Annotated in this window: 21 protein-coding genes; 10 read left to right on the forward strand and 11 right to left on the reverse strand. The window is 44.9% G+C overall.

The features are described from left to right. The first annotated feature begins 249 nt into the window (after positions 1–249). On the forward strand, positions 250–1,608 hold the full coding sequence (locus ACKTRM_RS09750; protein ID WP_012117754.1) for an MATE family efflux transporter: 1,359 nt from the start codon (positions 250–252) through the stop codon (positions 1,606–1,608). A gap of 13 nt (positions 1,609–1,621) precedes the next feature. Continuing rightward, positions 1,622–2,470: an STAS domain-containing protein gene (locus ACKTRM_RS09755; protein ID WP_012117755.1), complete on the forward strand. Its 849-nt coding sequence runs from the start codon at positions 1,622–1,624 to the stop codon at positions 2,468–2,470. A gap of 27 nt (positions 2,471–2,497) precedes the next feature. On the opposite strand, the gene bshB2 is transcribed toward ACKTRM_RS09755, so the two are convergent. The 4 genes from bshB2 to rarD form a co-directional block, all read right to left on the reverse strand. Further along, complete coding sequence (bshB2, locus tag ACKTRM_RS09760) at positions 2,498–3,163, reverse strand: bacillithiol biosynthesis deacetylase BshB2 (protein ID WP_007407961.1); 666 nt, start codon at positions 3,161–3,163, stop codon at positions 2,498–2,500. A gap of 17 nt (positions 3,164–3,180) precedes the next feature. Then, positions 3,181–3,531, reverse strand: coding sequence for a YojF family protein (locus tag ACKTRM_RS09765; RefSeq protein WP_007611980.1), 351 nt, complete (start codon positions 3,529–3,531; stop codon positions 3,181–3,183). Further along, positions 3,528–3,806, reverse strand: coding sequence for a hypothetical protein (locus ACKTRM_RS09770; protein WP_003153742.1), 279 nt, complete (start codon positions 3,804–3,806; stop codon positions 3,528–3,530). Before ACKTRM_RS09770 ends, ACKTRM_RS09765 begins: the two co-directional genes overlap by 4 nt. 67 nt (positions 3,807–3,873) lie before the next feature. Next, positions 3,874–4,770: an EamA family transporter RarD gene (gene rarD, locus ACKTRM_RS09775; protein WP_012117756.1), complete on the reverse strand. Its 897-nt coding sequence runs from the start codon at positions 4,768–4,770 to the stop codon at positions 3,874–3,876. 97 nt (positions 4,771–4,867) lie between these two features. Here rarD and ACKTRM_RS09780 point away from each other — a divergent pair, with 97 nt between their 5' ends. Then, positions 4,868–5,332, forward strand: a complete 465-nt coding sequence (locus tag ACKTRM_RS09780) for a hypothetical protein (RefSeq protein WP_012117757.1) — start codon at positions 4,868–4,870, stop codon at positions 5,330–5,332. Positions 5,333–5,367: 35 nt separating this feature from the next. Here ACKTRM_RS09780 and ACKTRM_RS09785 read toward each other — a convergent pair whose 3' ends face one another. Further along, entirely contained in the window at positions 5,368–5,607 is a 240-nt protein-coding gene (locus ACKTRM_RS09785; RefSeq protein WP_003153736.1) for a hypothetical protein, read from the reverse strand. Positions 5,608–5,809: 202 nt separating this feature from the next. Between ACKTRM_RS09785 and ACKTRM_RS09790 the strand changes: the two genes are divergently transcribed. Further along, positions 5,810–6,199: a tautomerase family protein gene (locus tag ACKTRM_RS09790; protein ID WP_003153733.1), complete on the forward strand. Its 390-nt coding sequence runs from the start codon at positions 5,810–5,812 to the stop codon at positions 6,197–6,199. A 52-nt stretch (positions 6,200–6,251) separates the two neighbouring features. Then, positions 6,252–6,620 carry a hypothetical protein gene (locus ACKTRM_RS09795; protein WP_012117758.1) on the forward strand — a complete coding sequence of 123 codons (369 nt, stop codon included), beginning with the start codon at positions 6,252–6,254 and terminating at the stop codon, positions 6,618–6,620. A gap of 39 nt (positions 6,621–6,659) precedes the next feature. Here the strand turns inward: ACKTRM_RS09795 and ACKTRM_RS09800 are convergent, their stop codons facing one another. Continuing rightward, positions 6,660–7,001, reverse strand: a complete 342-nt coding sequence (locus ACKTRM_RS09800; RefSeq protein WP_012117759.1) for a winged helix-turn-helix transcriptional regulator — start codon at positions 6,999–7,001, stop codon at positions 6,660–6,662. A gap of 129 nt (positions 7,002–7,130) precedes the next feature. Here ACKTRM_RS09800 and ACKTRM_RS09805 point away from each other — a divergent pair, with 129 nt between their 5' ends. Continuing rightward, a complete protein-coding gene (locus ACKTRM_RS09805; protein ID WP_041482198.1) occupies positions 7,131–7,739 on the forward strand; it encodes a nitroreductase family protein in 609 nt (202 codons plus the stop codon). Positions 7,740–7,782: 43 nt separating this feature from the next. On the opposite strand, the gene ACKTRM_RS09810 is transcribed toward ACKTRM_RS09805, so the two are convergent. Beyond that, entirely contained in the window at positions 7,783–8,385 is a 603-nt protein-coding gene (locus ACKTRM_RS09810; RefSeq protein WP_023356960.1) for an alpha/beta hydrolase, read from the reverse strand. Positions 8,386–8,387: 2 nt separating this feature from the next. Beyond that, the gene (locus ACKTRM_RS09815) at positions 8,388–9,311 is read right to left on the reverse strand and encodes a ring-cleaving dioxygenase (protein ID WP_012117762.1); all 924 of its coding nucleotides are present in this window, start codon (positions 9,309–9,311) and stop codon (positions 8,388–8,390) included. A 185-nt stretch (positions 9,312–9,496) separates the two neighbouring features. Between ACKTRM_RS09815 and ACKTRM_RS09820 the strand changes: the two genes are divergently transcribed. Both ACKTRM_RS09820 and ACKTRM_RS09825 read left to right on the forward strand, forming a co-directional pair. Next, on the forward strand, positions 9,497–9,697 hold the full coding sequence (locus ACKTRM_RS09820) for a DUF3311 domain-containing protein (RefSeq protein WP_003153716.1): 201 nt from the start codon (positions 9,497–9,499) through the stop codon (positions 9,695–9,697). Beyond that, positions 9,697–11,187, forward strand: coding sequence for a sodium:solute symporter family protein (locus ACKTRM_RS09825; RefSeq protein ID WP_012117763.1), 1,491 nt, complete (start codon positions 9,697–9,699; stop codon positions 11,185–11,187). Before ACKTRM_RS09820 ends, ACKTRM_RS09825 begins: the two co-directional genes overlap by 1 nt. 43 nt (positions 11,188–11,230) lie before the next feature. On the opposite strand, the gene ACKTRM_RS09830 is transcribed toward ACKTRM_RS09825, so the two are convergent. After that, positions 11,231–12,700, reverse strand: a complete 1,470-nt coding sequence (locus ACKTRM_RS09830) for a glycoside hydrolase family 30 protein (protein WP_012117764.1) — start codon at positions 12,698–12,700, stop codon at positions 11,231–11,233. A gap of 147 nt (positions 12,701–12,847) precedes the next feature. Continuing rightward, positions 12,848–14,290 (reverse strand): 6-phospho-beta-glucosidase BglA, encoded by a 1,443-nt coding sequence (gene bglA, locus ACKTRM_RS09835; RefSeq protein WP_012117765.1) that lies wholly within the window; start codon positions 14,288–14,290, stop codon positions 12,848–12,850. Positions 14,291–14,539: 249 nt separating this feature from the next. Here bglA and ACKTRM_RS09840 point away from each other — a divergent pair, with 249 nt between their 5' ends. Then, entirely contained in the window at positions 14,540–15,265 is a 726-nt protein-coding gene (locus tag ACKTRM_RS09840; RefSeq protein WP_007407949.1) for a GntR family transcriptional regulator, read from the forward strand. Positions 15,266–15,325: 60 nt separating this feature from the next. Here the strand turns inward: ACKTRM_RS09840 and ctpA are convergent, their stop codons facing one another. Further along, positions 15,326–16,729: a carboxy-terminal processing protease CtpA gene (gene ctpA / locus ACKTRM_RS09845; protein ID WP_012117766.1), complete on the reverse strand. Its 1,404-nt coding sequence runs from the start codon at positions 16,727–16,729 to the stop codon at positions 15,326–15,328. 146 nt (positions 16,730–16,875) lie between these two features. On the opposite strand from ctpA, the gene ACKTRM_RS09850 reads away from it, so the two are divergent. Further along, on the forward strand, positions 16,876–17,577 hold the full coding sequence (locus tag ACKTRM_RS09850) for a class I SAM-dependent methyltransferase (protein ID WP_012117767.1): 702 nt from the start codon (positions 16,876–16,878) through the stop codon (positions 17,575–17,577). The last annotated feature ends 39 nt before the right edge of the window (positions 17,578–17,616 follow it).

Below are 17,616 nucleotides of genomic sequence, written 5' to 3' on the forward strand. Positions count from 1 at the left end.
TGCATCGTGCGCATGGATATGCGCCGCTGTGTGCACCATAATCATGAAAGGAGGCGCACATCATATGGAATTCGCACGACTGATGCAATATATCTGCACCTTTTTAGGGGTCATTTCACTTTCATTCATTTATGCCAAGATGTTTAAAAAGCCGAAACCGGATAAAAAAGAGTAGGCCGGCTTTCATTGCTTTTTATACATAAAATGTTATAATTTCTCTCGTTAAAATAAAGAAACGGGGAACCTAACTTGAGAGAAACGAACACGATCGGCCAAAAGGTCAGACAGCTGTTACATATCTTCATTCCGATTTTAATCACACAGGCGGGCCTTTCCCTGATCACCTTTTTGGATACGGTGATGTCAGGGAAAGTGAGCGCTGCCGATTTAGCCGGGGTTGCAATCGGTTCAAGCCTGTGGACGCCGGTTTATACGGGCCTTGCAGGAATATTAATGGCCGTTACGCCCGTTGTTTCGCAGCTGTTTGGAGCCGGCAGACAAAAGGAAGTGCCGTTTTCCGTCATCCAGGCCGTTTATGTAGCGGCCGTTCTCAGTGCGGCGGTTATCCTGATCGGCTTTTTCACCGTTGATATGATCTTGGGACATTGGGGGCTGGAACCTCGTGTCCGGACGATCGCCAAACACTTTTTAGGCTTTTTATCCCTCGGTATTTTTCCTTTGTTTGTGTACACCGTTTTGCGCTCGTTTATTGATGCACTCGGCAAAACGCGAGTCACAATGCTTATTACGCTTTGCTCATTGCCTATTAATTTTGTTTTAAATTATGTATTTATTTTCGGGAAATTCAACATGCCGGCATTGGGAGGAGTCGGGGCGGGGCTCGCTTCCGCCCTGACTTACTGTTGTATTTGCGCCATCAGCTTTTTTATCGTCTGCAGATTTGAGCCGTTTGCCGGGTACTCTGTATTTCGGAAACTGTACCGTTTTTCTCCGTCTGAATGCAGAAAGCTTTTGAAAATCGGATTGCCTATCGGTTTTGCGGTATTTTTTGAAACGAGCATTTTTGCGGCTGTCACACTGCTTATGAGCCATTTTCAGACGGTGACGATTGCAGCCCACCAAGCGGCAATGAATTTTGCTTCTCTCTTGTATATGCTGCCGCTCAGCGTATCCATGGCCATGACCATTTTGGTCGGCTTTGAAGCAGGCGCAAATCGCTATAGAGATGCCCGCTCATACAGCTATATCGGGATCGTGATGGCGCTTAGTTTTTCTTTATGCACGGCGGCTTTCATTTTACTGTTCAGACCGCAAATCGCCGGAATGTATACATCAGATCCGGCTGTGCTCATGTTGACACAGCACTTTTTAATCTATGCGCTGTTTTTCCAGCTTTCTGATGCCGTAGCAGCTCCGATACAAGGCGCTCTGAGAGGATATAAGGATGTCAACTATACACTCGGCGCGGCTTTTGTGTCGTATTGGATTATCGGGCTTCCGGTCGGTTACGCAGTCGGCACTTATACGGGCCTCGGGGCATACGGCTACTGGATCGGGTTAATTGCAGGACTTGCCGCAGGAGCTGTCGGTTTATTCTTCAGACTGATGAAACTGCAAAAACATTATGTGAAAAAAATGATTTCATAAAGGAGGAGCAGCAATGCCAAAACATAAACTGCTGTACGATTATTTAACTGAACGGGCGGAGGACATCAGTCAGACATGGTTTGATACCCTTCATGATACGGATCCTGATTCTGTTTATGCTTCTACTGACCCGGCTGTACTCACGAATCTGAAAAAACAAAATCTGGCGTTTAATTATCAGCTCAATCGGATTTTTTCTGAAGAGAAGGAAGTATATACAGCGGCATTGGAAAAGTGGGCGTTCGAAGCCGCACGGGATGAAGAACATTTAAAAACTCCCATCCATTATATTATTCGCGAGTTTATAAGAGTTCGTGATTTGTATGTCGGCCATGTCAAGCAGTTTACCAGACTTCATGCGGACACCGTGACAGAAGAAGATGCCGAAGATATATTCCATACGCTGATTAAATCGTTTGATGTGGTCATTCATATTTTCATAGAAGAAATGTATAAAAACACAAACATTCAGCTTGAAGCGCAAAAAGAATTGATTACCGAGCTAAGCTCGCCGGTAATTGTGCTTTTTGACAATGTCGGACTGCTGCCGCTGATCGGGGATATTGACACGGCAAGAGCAAAAATGATCTTGGAGAATACGCTGCACCAGTGTTCAGAGAAGCGCATCACGCAGCTGTACATTGATTTATCAGGTGTAGCCATGATTGATACGATGGTTGCCCAACAGCTTTTCACCTTAATTGAATCACTCGGAATGCTCGGCGTGAAAGCGACATTATCCGGAATCCGTCCTGAAATCGCCCAAACCGCGGTGCAGCTGGGACTGAGTTTTTCAAATTTATCAATAAGGTCTTCGCTTGCAGAAGCGATCGCTTCCGATCTGACACAAAAAAAGGGATAAGGCATTTCAGCCTTATCCCTTTTTTTATCAGTCTTTCCACGGATATGTCCAATACACTTCTTCTTCAAACCATGTCTGAAGAACCGGCTCGTTATTTTTTATTTTTTCTTCCAGCTCTCTCAGCATGCCTTCCGTTTGGGTGCGGTGCGCTTTTAAGGCATTCATTTTAATATCGGCAACCTCTTTAATATCAAGAATGACATCAGGCTTGCCGACGGCTTCCTCCCTGTTGCGGGTGATTGCCATGCAAAGCGTGCGCGGGCGGTCCTCTTTTTTCTTTCTGTAAAGCGCTCTGATAACCGCTTCGCCGCATGCATCATGATCCGGATGGACGCCGTGCTCCGGGTAGAATGTGACAATCAGACTCGGTTTTACATCGTCGATAATCTCTTCCATCATATCCGCGAGCCACTCGTCATCTTCAAATTCAAGTGTTTTATCACGAAGCCCGAGCATTCTCAGGTCAGTAACGTCCATTGCTTTGCATGCGTCGATCAGCTCTTGTTTTCTTAACAGCGGCAGTGTTTCACGGTTCGCGAAAAAAGGATCTCCCATGTTCCGGCCCATTTCGCCAAGCGTTGCGCATGCATACGTAACGGGAATATCTTTTTGTCTGTGTAAAGCAATCAGCCCTGCCACTCCGTATGATTCATCATCAGGGTGAGGCAGGATGACGAGTACATGTTCTTTCATGATTTTCACCCTTTTCTTTAAACTGTAAACGGCTTTTCGCTGATTTGAAGCGAAATCGCCAATTTTCCGCCCGGCAGATGCCCTGCCATTAACAAGCGGTCTTCGTCATCTACTGTATACTCAGTCAGACCTTCTGCGTAAATCCAGCCTTCTTCCGTTTTCAAACCGACGCGGTACGGGCCGTTTCCTTTGATTTTCGCCTGATGGTACGTCACTTTTGCATTGCGTATATAGGCTACAACCGTCATGTTTTTCTCATTCAGATGCGCTGAATAAGAACCGGTCGTTGTTTCCAAATGGATATATACAGGACGATCGGCATATCGCTCTAAAGAAGTTTGCACATCTTCTTTTATGATCGCTTTCATAGCTGCTCCCCTCTTTCTTCTTTTAAAAATTGCAAACGCTTCGTATGTAGTTCAACCAATTCATATTTCTCAATCGGCCGCAGCCGGGAATCTACAATTCGCTGCACCGCCAGAGCAAACTTTTCCTCGGGTGACTTCCGGAGCCTCGGATGTGTTCTTTGATCAAGCAGTTCAAGATCAATTGCCTTCTCCGCTTCTTCAAGAGTTGAAGCCGGGAGAGTGCGGTTATTCCACAGTGCCTGATAGGCTTTTGCTATGTCTTTATCAGTGCCCATTGTACAGCTCCTTTACATACTCGTAATGATTATACATAATTTAAGCTATCGCTGGAAAGCGAAAGGCTTAGCGGCTTTTTATCGGCCGCTTCCATTTTATCTGTGAAAAGGTAAACAAAAGCAATGCTGCCCATATACAAATGAAGGTAAACGCTTTTTGCCCGGAAAACGGTTCATGATACACAAATACGCCGAGCATAAGGGTAATGGTCGGCGCTATATATTGCAAAATGCCGACTTGATACAGCGGCAGACGCTTTGCCCCCTCTGCAAACAGCAACAGCGGCAGGGCCGTAAATACGCCTGCGAAAAATAGGAGCGCCCATGTTCCTGCCCCCAAGGACCCGGAAGTGCTCCCGTCAGCTGTATATCCTAAATAAATAAGTGCAGCCGGGGTAATCAAAAGCGTCTCCAGCGTCAGTCCGATCGTGCTGGACATGCGGGTTCTTTTTTTACATAAGCCGTACAGGCCGAAGCTGAATGCAAGCAGCAATGCGATATAAGGAACCGCGCCATATTGAAACGCAGATATGATCACGGCCGCCCCGGCAATAGAAACGGCTGCTGTTTGCATCTTGTTAAGCTTTTCTTTTAAGAATAGGATGCCCAAAAGAACGGAAACGAGCGGATTAATGTAGTACCCGAGACTTGCTTCAAGCAAAAAGCCGTGATTGACGGCCCATATGTACACAAACCAATTAACGGAAATTAAAACGGAAGCGAAAAAAAGCGCCAGCAGGCCCCCTTCCGATTTCAAAAGACGCAGTTCACGCCATCCGGTTTTCCACTTCTTAAGCACAGTTAAAAGCACACACATGAAAACAAATGACCATAAAATCCGGTGAGCTAAAATGTCCAATGCGGGTATTTGTTCAAGAAGTTTCCAGTAGACCGGAAACAGCCCCCACATGGCGAAAGAACAAGCGGTATAAATGATTCCTTTTCTTGCGTTATTCCCTTGCACGGCCTTCCCCTTCCTTTCTGTAAACAGATTATATTATATCACGGGAAGCTTCCGGCGGGCATATACTATGTTGTCCGTTAAGAAAGGGTGAGATGCCGTGTTTGATTGGAACAAATATTTTCCCTTCCAAAATCAGTTCTCTAAAGAAACGTTTAAAAATGCTGATCCGAAAGATGTCGAGACATATGTCAACCGAGTGATGGAAAGCGTATTCGGCGCCGGTTATGCCGGACAATTCCCTTTTCGCGATCCCATGTCCAAAAATGCCGAGCCGGTCGAAGCGGAACCGCCCAAGCCGGAAATTGACCTGTTTGAAACATCCGATCATGTTTTTGCGAAAATTCCCGCCGAACAAGAGGAACTCGACCGTATCAGGATTAAGCATACATCACACAGCCTCGTTGTAGAGAACAGCAGTCTGGGAGAAGGAAAAAAAGAAATCGTCCTTCCGAGCCTCGTCAAACGGAAAGGAACAAAAGCAGTCTATAAAGACGGGATGATTGAAGTTATGTTTTCAAAACAGGAAGACTACAATCTATCGGAAGTGGAGATTTTAAGATAAAAAAAACGGCCCGCGCGATGCAGGCCGTTTTTTCTTTAATAAAATGGCGGATAACCGCCGGCTCCCGGCCCGAAACCGCCGTATGGGACGCCTCCGTATCCGTAACCGGCGAACCCGTACGGATAGCGGGGTCTTGTGAAACCTGTGGCAATCACGCCTCCGAGAAGACCGCCTAAAAATCCGCCGAATAAAGGAGCGCCGAACAAAAAAGGACTTCTCGCCGGAAATCCGGCAGGACCGAAATTCCCGCGATACAATGCATGACGAGGGTACATGTTTTTCCTCCTTTATGTCTGCCTATTCTTAAGCGTATTCATAAAATGAGGAAATTGATTGGGCGATTGTAACAACATGTGCCTTTCTATGATATTGCATTAATGTATAAATATTTTGGTTATAATTTGATTACATTTTGATTAACTGTTATACTTTTTTACAAGTTGCGACATGATAAAAAACCATCAGGGGGAATAAAATATGCCATTACTTCGTTTTGACGTTATTGAAGGCCGGGATGACGCAGCATTAAAAAAATTACTGGATACCGCCCATTACGCCATGGTTAAAGCTTTTGACGTCCCTGTAACGGACCGTTATCAGATCGTTCACCAGCATCGGCCTCATGAGCTTATCATTGAAGATACCGGGCTCGGTTTCAAAAGAAGCAAAGATCTTGTCATCATCAGCATTGTCAGCAAAGCGCGCACCGAACATCAAAAAGAAACGTTATATCAACTGATGGCTGATCAGCTTAAAACAGAATGCGGCATATCACCCGAGGACGTCATGATTTCCATTACAGAAAACGGGAACGCCGATTGGAGCTTCGGGCTTGGTGAGGCTCAGTTTTTAACCGGGAAACTGTAAAAGGCCTCCCCGCTTGTTCTGAATGATTGCAAACTGAATAAAAGAGGGATGTATGTTGGTTAGTGAGTTGTACCCTTGTTTGATATGCGGATTTAAAGGATTAGAGACAAGTCCCGTTTATAACGGCGAATATCAAAAAACATTTGATATTTGTCCCTGCTGCGGGTTTGAATTCGGCTACAGCGAGGACCATGACGTAAGCTTAGGGTTTATTGTAACGCCTGATCATTTAATTGAAGCGGCATTTCAGTTATACCGGAAACAGTGGATTGAGGGAGGAATGAAACTATTTTCTCCAAATGATGTCCCGGCGGAATGTAAAAATGATCATTTCCTTACATTCGATGCTTTATTAAAGCAATTAAAAGGCTTGAACCTCAATCTGAACAATTTTGATATTAATGGTTTTTATGACGAGTAAACATTGTCATTAAGAAAAGGCTGCCTTGGGCAGCCTTTGTTATTCATCACATGTGTCGTTGGCAGATCCCCCGGGCTCGCAAAAACTGTCTGCCCATTTTTGCATTTCCTGAAAAACGGCTTGCAGGGCCAAGCCTTTATCAGTCAGTTTATAAATGACTTTGACAGGTGTTTCAGGCAGCACCTGACGCTCGACAATTTCATTTTGTTCCAGCTCTTTGAGCCGCTCCGCGAGCATTTTTTGGCTGATTGTCGGTATCGTTTCGGTCATATCTTTAAATCGTTTCGGCCCGTCCATCAGTACATGGATAATGAGGCCGTTCCAGCGCTTTCCCAAAAGAGAAAAAGCGGATTCCATTTTAGGACACATTGTATATCCCACGTGAGTTCATCCCTTCATCTATGAATTGACAAGTTTTTTGTGATCCATTAAAATTAGTTTTCGAGTTACATTTAGTAAGCTTCTAACTTTTCTATTATGATAACACGTTTATCCGAAGGAGGAAACATGATGACATCCGTATTAGACGTTTTAAAAGAACGCGCATCTGTTAAAGAATACGATAAAGACGCGGTCATTACAAAAGAGGAATTAACAGAACTCCTTGAAATCACAACGCAAGCGCCTTCCGCCTGGAACCTTCAGCATTGGCATTTTCAAGTCTTTCACAGTGATGAAGCAAAAGCTGCCCTGCTTCCGGTTGCTTTTAATCAAAAACAGATTATTGATTCATCAGCAGTTATTGCCGTTTTAGGCGACTTAAAAGCAAATGAAAATGGTGAAGACGTTTATGCTGAACTGGCTGAGCAAGGCAATATCACAGAAGAGATTAAACAAACGCTTTTAGGCCAGATTAACGGTGCATACCAAAATGATCAGTTTGCCCGTGATTCAGCATTTTCAAACGCTTCTTTAGCAGCAATGCAGCTGATGCTTGCCGCTAAAGCAAAAGGCTACGACACTTGCGCGATCGGCGGATTCAATAAAGAGCAATTCGTTAAGGAATTCGACGTGAGCGAGCGTTTCGTGCCCGTCATGCTGATTTCAATCGGTAAAGCCGTTAAGCCGGCGCATAAAAGCAACCGGCTGCCTGTATCTAAAGTGTCAACTTGGCTGTAAGATGAAAGAAACCCTTAGTCCGCTTAAGCAGACTAAGGGTTTTTTATAGGAATCGCTCACTGTACCAGGTTCGTGCCTGCTCTGCTTCCTGCTGTGTGAGCTGATGACCGCCCTCCTGCCAAACAAGCGAAACGGATGCATGGGCATCTGTCAGATACTGATAAAGCTCCTCCGATTCTTCTTTTGTACATAGAGGATCGCGTTTTCCCGCACCGATAAACACAGGCATCCCTTCCATATCAGGCAGCTTCACTCCGCGTATCGGCACCATCGGATGATGCAGAACCGCTCCTTTCAGTACATCTTTATAATGAAACAAAAGACTTGCTGCAATATTGGCGCCGTTTGAATAGCCGGCAGCAATCACGTTTTCTCTGCTGAATCCGTACATTTGCGCCGCTTCATCAATAAAATTCTTTAATTCTTCCGTCCGTTCAATTAAATCTTTCTCGTCAAATACGCCTTCTTTCAGCCGCTTAAAAAAACGGGGCATGCCGTTTTCCGACACTGATCCTCTGACCCCGAGCAGACTTGCGTTCGGATCGATAAAACGTCCGAGCGACAGAAGATCATGTTCATTTCCTCCCGTTCCGTGCAAAAGCAGCAGAACATTTTCTGACGTTCCCTGTTCAAACACATGTTTCATCATCATTCTCCTTTCTCCATTTTGGGCAGAACAGCTGTAATCTGGCTGCGATGCTCTTCCAGCCATTCCGGAAGCTTCAGCTCTGTTCCGAGATTTTCAAAGGATTCATCCGTCATAAAGCCCGGTTCATCGGTTGCCATTTCAAATAAAATGCCGCCGCTTTCCCTGAAATAGATTGATGTAAAGTAAGACCTGTCAAGAATATCAGATGAAGCAAGATGAGAATCAGCAAGAATATCCTTCCATTCCGCCTGCTCTTTTTCGCTAGTGCGGAAAGCGACATGATGAACCGTCCCGTAACCGCCGATACCTGCTTCTTTCGGCGCGAGATCAACATCTATAATATGTCCGATCCGCGCCTCCGATTGCAGCCTGACAATCTGATGTTCTTCTCCTGTCTTTGAATAACCGAAGCGTTCTATGAGAAATTTAATGGTTGCTTCAGGACGGTACGAGTACAGAAGAACACCTCTCATGCCTGTGATCGCATCTTTTTCAGTAATGCCCGCAGGCGTCCATTCACTCTGTCCGCTTCTTTCATCTTCCATTATGGCAAGCGGCAGGTCTTCTGTATCATTAAAGAGAAGCACTTGTTCAGACAGCATGATCTGTTCTTTTACAGACAAGCCGTTTTCTTCAAGCCGGCGCTTCCAAAACGCGAGTGCTCCTTTCGGCACGGAGAAATAAATTCTTCCGGCCTGCCCTTTTCCCACGGTTCCCGGGCGGCTTCCCTGAAAAGGAAAAAATGTAATGATCGTGCCCGGCTCTCCGTTTTGGTTGCCGAAATAAAAGTGATAAGTGGCCGGGTCGTCAAAATTAACGGTTTTTTTAACGAGCCGCAAACCCAGCACTTCAGTATAAAACCGAAGATTTTCAGCAGGATCTTTTGCAAATGCGGTAACATGGTGCAATCCTTGCGTATTCAATGTATTCACTCCTAAATATCTTGATTTCGAGATATTAACTATTTTAATTTAATATGAATGAAGATGCAACTAAAGTGTTTCAGTTAAAAAAGTAATAGAATTCTTTTTTTTCTGAAAAATATCTTGTGATCTTATCTGACACCTGCTATGATAAGGAGCATTATCAAGTTTCAGGAGGAAAGTAAATGGTCAGAAAAGCACTAATTTTCGTTCTCATCTTAATCCCTTTCAGCCAGCTGGCCCTGCTGTCAGTCGCTAATCGGGTTCATCCGATCATTATCGGGCTGCCTTTTTTTCATTTCTGGCTGCTTTTATGGATCGCAGTCACTCCATTATGTTCGTTTCTTATTTATAGGCTGCAGAAGAAACAAGGAGGACTGGACTGATGCCCGCAAATATAACAGCATTGATCATTACAGCCGTCATCGTTTTAACCGTTGTCTGTATCGGCTTTATAGCCGGGAGAGACAAATCATCACGCACTTCTGTTGAGGAATGGTCTGTCGGCGGCAGACGGTTCGGGGGGCTCCTCGTCTGGTTTTTAGTCGGCGCGGATCTCTATACGGCTTATACGTTTTTAGGCTTAACAAGCACAGCCTACACAGGGGGAAGCGTTGCTTTTTTTGCAATCCCGTATTCTGTTTTGGCGTATTTTATCGCTTATTTCTTTTTGCCGAAGCTGTGGAAAGTGGCAAAAATACACAAATTAACGACGCTTGCCGATTATGCCCGTGAGCGTTTTGACAGTAAACTTTTGGCCAGTCTTGTCGCCATTGTCGGCGTTCTTATGCTCATTCCTTATATTTGTCTCCAGCTGAGCGGAATTCAAGATACGCTTCAGGTGGCCGGAACGGGTGTCATTAATGTCAATATGGTCGTCATCATCTCTTTTATTCTTGTAGCGCTGTATACTTTTTTCAGCGGAATTAAAGGGCCGACGTTTACGGCGATTATTAAAGACATTCTCGTGTGGGTGATTATGCTGTTTATGGTCGTATCACTCCCGCTGATCCATTTTCACGGCTGGACGCCGATGATTCACACTTTGGCTGAAAAAGCGCCGCAAATGCTGACGATACCGGACTCGGGGCCGAAAGGAATTCCTTGGTTTATCACAGCTTCCATCGTATCTGCGCTGGCGCTCTTTATGTGGGCGCATGCGGCAACCGGCGTATTTACGGCAAAAAGCGCAGATGCCGTCCGCAAAAACAGCATGTTTCTGCCGCTTTATAATATTGTTTTGATTCTTGTTATTTTTCTCGGCTTTATCGCGTTTCTTGTCCTGCCGGAAGATACCAATCCGCGGCTTGCTTTATTGAAGCTGATTCAAACGTCTTACGGCGGAGTCGCGCAGGGCTTTGCTTACTCCACGATTGCCCTTGCGTCATTGATTCCCTGCTCTATCATGGCCATCGGAGCATCAAACTTATTTGCGAATAACTTATATCGGGATTTGATTCACCCGAATGTGTCACCAAGCAAGCTGACGATGATCACCCGTTCAATGGTATTTGTCGTCATCGGACTCGCGCTTTTATTCGGCATGCTGTTCCCGACTGCGCTCGTTACCCTTCAGCTTCTCGGTGTTTCCGGCATGGTTCAGATCTTTCCGGCTATCGCCGTCAGTCTGTTTTGGAAGAATCAAACGAAAGAAGCGACAATTATCGGTCTTCTCGTCGGTCTTATCGTGACATTCACGGTAAATATCACCCAATCCGCCCACGGTATATATGAAGGCTTTTGGGGTTTGACCGCTAACATGGCAGCCGTTATTATCCTTAACCCGTTTTTTGTAAAAAAAGCGGCTTCAAACGCCGTCAAAGACGGTTTATTCAATAAAGCGCCTTCTGATCAACTGAACCAAAAAGGCGCTTAACAGAAAGAAGCCGGCACGTAAATGTGCCGGTTTTTTACTTTTTTCACTTCCATTTGTAGGTAGCCACGGTTTTAGCCGGGATGACAGCTTCAAACTGCCGATTTTCTGAAACGACATGGAATTTTTGATCGGCGGATGTCTGGTTGATTATGACTGTCACAATGGATTGATCAGGATTAAGGAACGATACATTCGAGACTGTGTTTTTGGAGCCGTAATTACTTTCTATCCGCTTTGCTCCCCGTTCGATAAATTTTGAAAAGTTGCCTGTCATATGAAAGATCGGGATATTCCAATAGCGGTCAGGGTTTTTAGCATCCTGAATAAACAGCGTTGGGTCTGGGGTGCCTATCCAATGATGCGTCTTGATTTGACTGTCGAGCATCGTCACCCACGCATTGTAGCTCGACGCGCCATTGCGGAAATACTGCGCGATCCGGTCCGCCCCTGCCGTCCCCCAGACAGACCGCTCCGTTAAGTGAATAGATTTATCAGGATATCTCTTTCCGATTTCTGACATGACGGAAAGGTCACCGTCATAATCGTGAAAAGCGATGCCGTCTGCCGCCCGGTTTCCTTTTTTATCATCTAAAATCGGCGGAATATAGTTCCACGCCCCGCTCGCATTGTGATCATAAATCCAAATTTTCGTGTCAATTACATGTTTTTTCATTTCTTTTTTTAAGGCCAGTGCCAGTTTACGCTGCTGAGACGGCGGCATATACATGCTTGGATAGTCGATTTCCAGCAAAGGTTCATTTTGAAGGGTCATCGCATAAATCGGAATTCCCTGCTTTTCGTACGCCTCAATAAATTTGCGGAAGTAAACGGCCAGTGCGCCGATATATTTATCTTTCAGCTTTCCCCGCTTGAGGTTTTCATTCGTTTTCATCCAAGCCGGCGGACTCCACGGTGAGGCAATGATTTTCAGTTCCGGATTTATCGCCAGCGCTTCCTTGATGGTTGCTGTAATGTGTAAATCAATATCCTTTTGAATCGAGAAATGATGGAGCTTAGGATCTGTTTGGCCTTCAGGCATATCGTCATACGTATAAAATTCCTGTGCCGTAAAATCAGATGTCCCGATCGTTATGCGCATAACGTCCATTCCGATACCATCTTTGGGATCAACCAGTTTTTTCAGCACTTCTTTTCTTTTTGCGGGTGTCATTTTTGATAAATTATGGATTGTGGATTCTTCCAGGGACGATCCTACACCTAACACACTTTGATAGCGGCGCGACGGATCAATATACACAGCGGCGGAGTCAGAAGCCTTCTTTTTTGTCAATGCAAGCGGTGTTTGTTCGTCTAAGGCGTATTTCACTTCTAGCGGCCCGTCATACCACGTACGGGAAGCCGGATCTTTTTCAGAACTGAACCACACCCTTACTTTGTTTTTGTCTGAAGCCTTCCGATCAGCCGCATACACTTCGGTTTCCATGCTGCTTGATATGAAAAAGAAAAACATAAGAAAAACCAGCGTCATGTGCAGACCTTTTTTCAAAAACATGAACCACCATCCCTTTCATTATTTTTATAAGCGATTCTAAATGAAAAGCCGGACAGTCACCTCCTTCCCGCTTAAATGAATACGCTTTCAAAATTACTGATAAAAAGCCGGCTTCACACAACGGTGAAGCCTTCCCTTTTTACACCTTTAGGATACATATGAGCCGTTTGTTTCAATCACTTTTTTATACCATTCAAATGAGTCTTTCTTAAGCCGCCTCATTGAACCGTTGCCTTCATTATCCCGATCAACATAAATCATGCCGTAGCGTTTTTTCATTTCTCCGGTTGTAAATGACACGATATCAATAATTCCCCATGGTGTATAGCCCATTACATCCACACCATCATATGTGATTGCTTTTTTCAAAGCTTTTATATGTGACGATAAATATTCAATTCTTGAAGTGTCATGAATTGAACCGTCCTCTTCTAATGTGTCGATGGCGCCGAATCCGTTTTCCACGATAAATAATGGAATCTGGTAGCGGTCGTATAAGCGGTTTAATGTGTACCGTAAACCGGTCGGGTCAATCGCCCAGCCCCAATCACTCGCTGTAATATAAGGATTTTCCACGCCGTTTGGCAATCCTCCGTTTACGACATCCCCGGTATTATCGTTTGATACATCACTTTTTACGGTTGTAGACATGTAATAGCTGAATCCGAGGTAGTCCACTCGGCCGTTTTTCAAAATCTCTTCATCACCGTCTTCAAAGTGTATCTGATAGCCTTCTCTTTCAAACTCTTTTAACGCATAGCTTGGATAATATCCGCGAACCTGCACGTCCGGGAAGAAAAAACGTTGTCTCATCGTTTCTTCAGCCAGCATCACATCGTCGGGGTGAGATGAGTACGGGTAAATCGGAACATGTGATACCATCGCGCCGATCCTGAACTCAGGATTGATGTCTCTTCCCTTCGAAACAGCCAATGCGCTTGCCAGCAGTTCGTGATGGCCGGCCTGATACATGACTTCTTTTGCGTTTTCGTTTTCTTTGACGGCGACGCCCGAGTTCGTCCATAAAAAGATCGGATTATTCACATCCATCTTATTATTGATTTCGTTAAACGTCATCCAATACTTCACCTTATGTTTATAGCGTTCAAAACACACTTCAGCGAATTTTACAAAAAATCCGACTGTTTTTCTGTTTCTGAAACCGCCGTATTCTCTCGCCAAATGCAGCGGCATCTCAAAATGTGACAGCGTGATTACCGGTTCAATCCCATGTTTCAGCAATTCATCAAACACCCGGTCGTAAAAAGCCAATCCTTCCTCATTGGGCTCGGCTTCATCACCTTTAGGAAAAATTCTGCTCCAGCCGATGGACGTTCTTAAACATTTCAGACCCAGCTCGCTGAATAATGCGATGTCCTCTTTATAACGATGATAAAAATCAATCGCTTCATGATTCGGATAAAATTCCCGCTCTTCAATTGTATCTGTTATTTTCCGGGGCACACCATGCGCGCCTGCCGTCATGACGTCCACTACACTCGGCCCCTTGCCGCCTTTATTCCATCCCCCTTCAAATTGGTGGGCGGCCAGAGCGCCTCCCCATAAAAAATCTTTTGGCAATGTCCCCATCGTTTATATCCTCCTTTATTTGACTGCCGCTTGCATGCCGAATAAATGCACTGCAGCCGCTACAAGCATCCGCTTCGCAAGTGCAGAAGAATTCCTGCCTTTATTTTCATATTATACGTTTACATTATAATTGTACCGGTATAATTTATCAATACATAAACAATTATAGTTAATTTACGAAATGGCTTTTAAAAACGATTATGCTATAATTCTGAAAGAAGCGGGACAATAAATGAATGAGGAATGTATATGTTAAAATACCAGCAAATCGCGATAGATATTGAAAAATACATAGAAGAACATCAGCTGCAGCAAGGGGATAAACTGCCTGTGCTGCAAACCTTAATGAGCCGGTTTAACGTGAGCAAAAGCACGATCACCAAGTCCTTAGATTTATTAGAAAAAAAGGGGATTGTGTTTCAAGTGAGGGGAAGCGGCATTTTTGTCAGACGGAATAAAAGAAAAGGGTATATCAGTCTGCTTTCTAATCAGGGATTTAAAGAATCACTTGAAGATTTTAATGTCACTTCCAAATTATTAGCGCTGGAAGTGAGAAAACCCACGCCTGAGGCTGCCCAAAATCTGAATATGCCGCCTGACGGCGACGTGTATTATGTCAAGCGAATCCGATATATTGACGGGCTGACATTGTGTATCGAAGAGTCATTTTACAACAAATCGATTATTACGTATTTGAATAAAGAGATCGTGGCAGAATCAATATTTGATTATATTCGAGAAGGTCTCGGGTTAAAGCGCGGTTTTTCAGATTTATATCTGTACGCGGGGATGTTAAATGAGGAAGAAGCGGAGTACTTAGGTCTATTTACAGGAGCGCCTAAGCTATGCGTTGAAACGATTTTTCATTTAACCAACGGCCAGCCGTTTGACTTCTCAAAAGTCACCTATCACTATGAGCAATCACAGTTTTTCATTCAGGCGAACAGCCACCTTTTTGAACAGGAAACGACATAAGATGGGCTTTTCGCAAACAAAAAACACCCAATGCGCGAGCGGCGCATCGGGTGTTTTTTACTATTTCATATTCTTATTTAGTGTTTCAACGGCTTTTTTCATTTGTGTATCGTTGTCCGCAAGCTGTTTTTGCAGATCCGTCATCAATTTTGCCGTTGTGTCACCCGTTATAATGCCTGTTTGTTTCAGTTTCTCTTTTGCTTGGAATTGTTTAACGGCTTGTTCAAATGCTTTATCATACGTGCCGTTTACTTTCACGCTGTACCCCAGCGCTTTCAGCATTTTTTGCGCATTGGTGACGGTGGTTCCGGAATCCCCGTATTTGTATGTTTTTTTCGCATCTAAATACGGCAGGTTCGCATATTCAGGAAGCTTAACCTGATATTGCGGTTTGATGCCTTTTTTATGAATCCACTCTCCGTCCGCTGTCAGCCATTTAGCGATTGTCAGTTTAACGGTAGAACCGTCGCTGTAATCTTTTGCCGTCTGCACGGTTCCTTTTCCGAACGTTTTCTCGCCGATCAGCGGAATGCCCGATGATTCATGCAGCGCAGCCGACATGATTTCCGCGGCGCTCGCGGTGCCGTCATTGACGAGGACGACTGTCGGTTTTGTCACTTTTCGCTCTTTCGTCGCTTTCATGACCTCTTTCGTGCCGTCTTTGTATTCGACCTGCATGATATTTTTCCCTTTATCGATAAACATGTTGCTCATTTTGATGGCTTCATCCATCAGTCCGCCCGGGTTGCCCCTTAAATCGAGAATGTATCCTTTCGCTCCTTGTTTTTCGAGGCTGTCAATGGCTGAATTCAGCTCTTTTGCCGTCGATTCGGAGAAGGATGTGATTTGGATTTCGCCGATGTCTCCTTTTTTCATTTCAGAGTACACCGTTTCAACCGGGATGGTGTCACGTTTGATCGACAGGTTCAGATCGCCGACACCCGCTCTGTGCAGCACAAGCTTGACGTTTGTTCCCTTTTTGCCGCGGATTAATGCGACGGCTTCGTTTACATTAAGGCCTTTAACGCTTTTGCCGTTGACCTTCAAGATCTGGTCATTCGGTTTAACCCCCGCTTTTTCCGCGGGTGACCCTTTAATCGGCGATACGATCAGGATACTGCCGTCCTTTTCTTCCACTTGTGCGCCGATGCCTTCAAACGAAGCGGAAATGGTTTCTTCAAAAGACTTTCCTTCCTGCGGGTCCATATAAGAAGAATATGGATCATCCAGGGAACTGATCATGCCTTTTATCGCTCCGTCTACTAATTTGCTGTCATCTGTTTTTTGATAGTAATCACTTTTAATCTGCTCGTAGGCTTTATTGAATTTCTCAAATTTGCTGTTCGTCAAAGCAGCCGAGCCTTGTCCGAAAATGGTCGTATTGCCCGTGATAAACAGCGTAAGCGACGAGGCTGCGACCGCAGTGATCAATATAATAAAAAACAGTTTAAATTGCCGCTTCAAGAAAACACCACCTTTTTATTCTTACATTATTATCATAGACGAACGCTCATTCGTCAACTTCAAACGTGAGGCGCCCTTCTTTCCCGTTTACCCAAACCTATGCTTTTCTCTCAACATATGCTGAGGAAAAAAGGAGGATTCGGCCTTTGAGCAAATATTTAGAAATGCTGTCCTTATTCGGAGTCGGAGGGGCTCACCCCGGCGGGCTCGCTTTTTCCAAAGCCGTTCTCACAAAAGCGGCTCCTCCTCCTGGCGAACCGATTCTTGACGCCGGCTGCGGAACGGGACAGACGGCCGCTTATCTCGGCCACCTGCTGTACCCCGTCACCTGTGTTGATAAGGATCCCCTTATGCTTGAAAAAGCAGCAAAACGATTTGCCGCTGAAGGCTTAACCATTCCGGGCTATTTGGCGGAGCTTGAGCGGCTTCCGTTTGCTGAAAATCAATTTTCCGCCGTTCTTTCCGAATCAGTTCTCACCTTTTCAAATCTTGATTCATCGCTGTCTGAAATCCTGCGGGTCCTTAAACCCGGGGGTATGCTGATCGGCATTGAAGCTGCTTTACAAAAGCCCATGCCGGAAAACGCCATCACGCAGATAAAAGACTTCTACGGTTTTACCGTATTGCAGGATGAAACGGCATGGAAACAGAGATTGCTTCAGCAAGGCTTTCAGAAAGCGGATTTCATTCCCGCTGCCTTTGAAAACAATGCGCAGGAGCCGACTACAGAAATGGATTTATCGCCCGTTATTCAGCCGGTTCACTACGATACGCTGACGGCTCATTACGAGCTTATGCAGACGTACCGTGAATATATGGGACACTGCGCTTTTGTCGCTCACAAGTAAAACGGCGATTGTCCTCCTGTTTTAGTCCAACCTTTTTAC

The sequence above is a fragment of the Bacillus sp. D7-8 genome (genome assembly GCF_052055895.1).
GTDB lineage: Bacteria > Bacillota > Bacilli > Bacillales > Bacillaceae > Bacillus > Bacillus velezensis.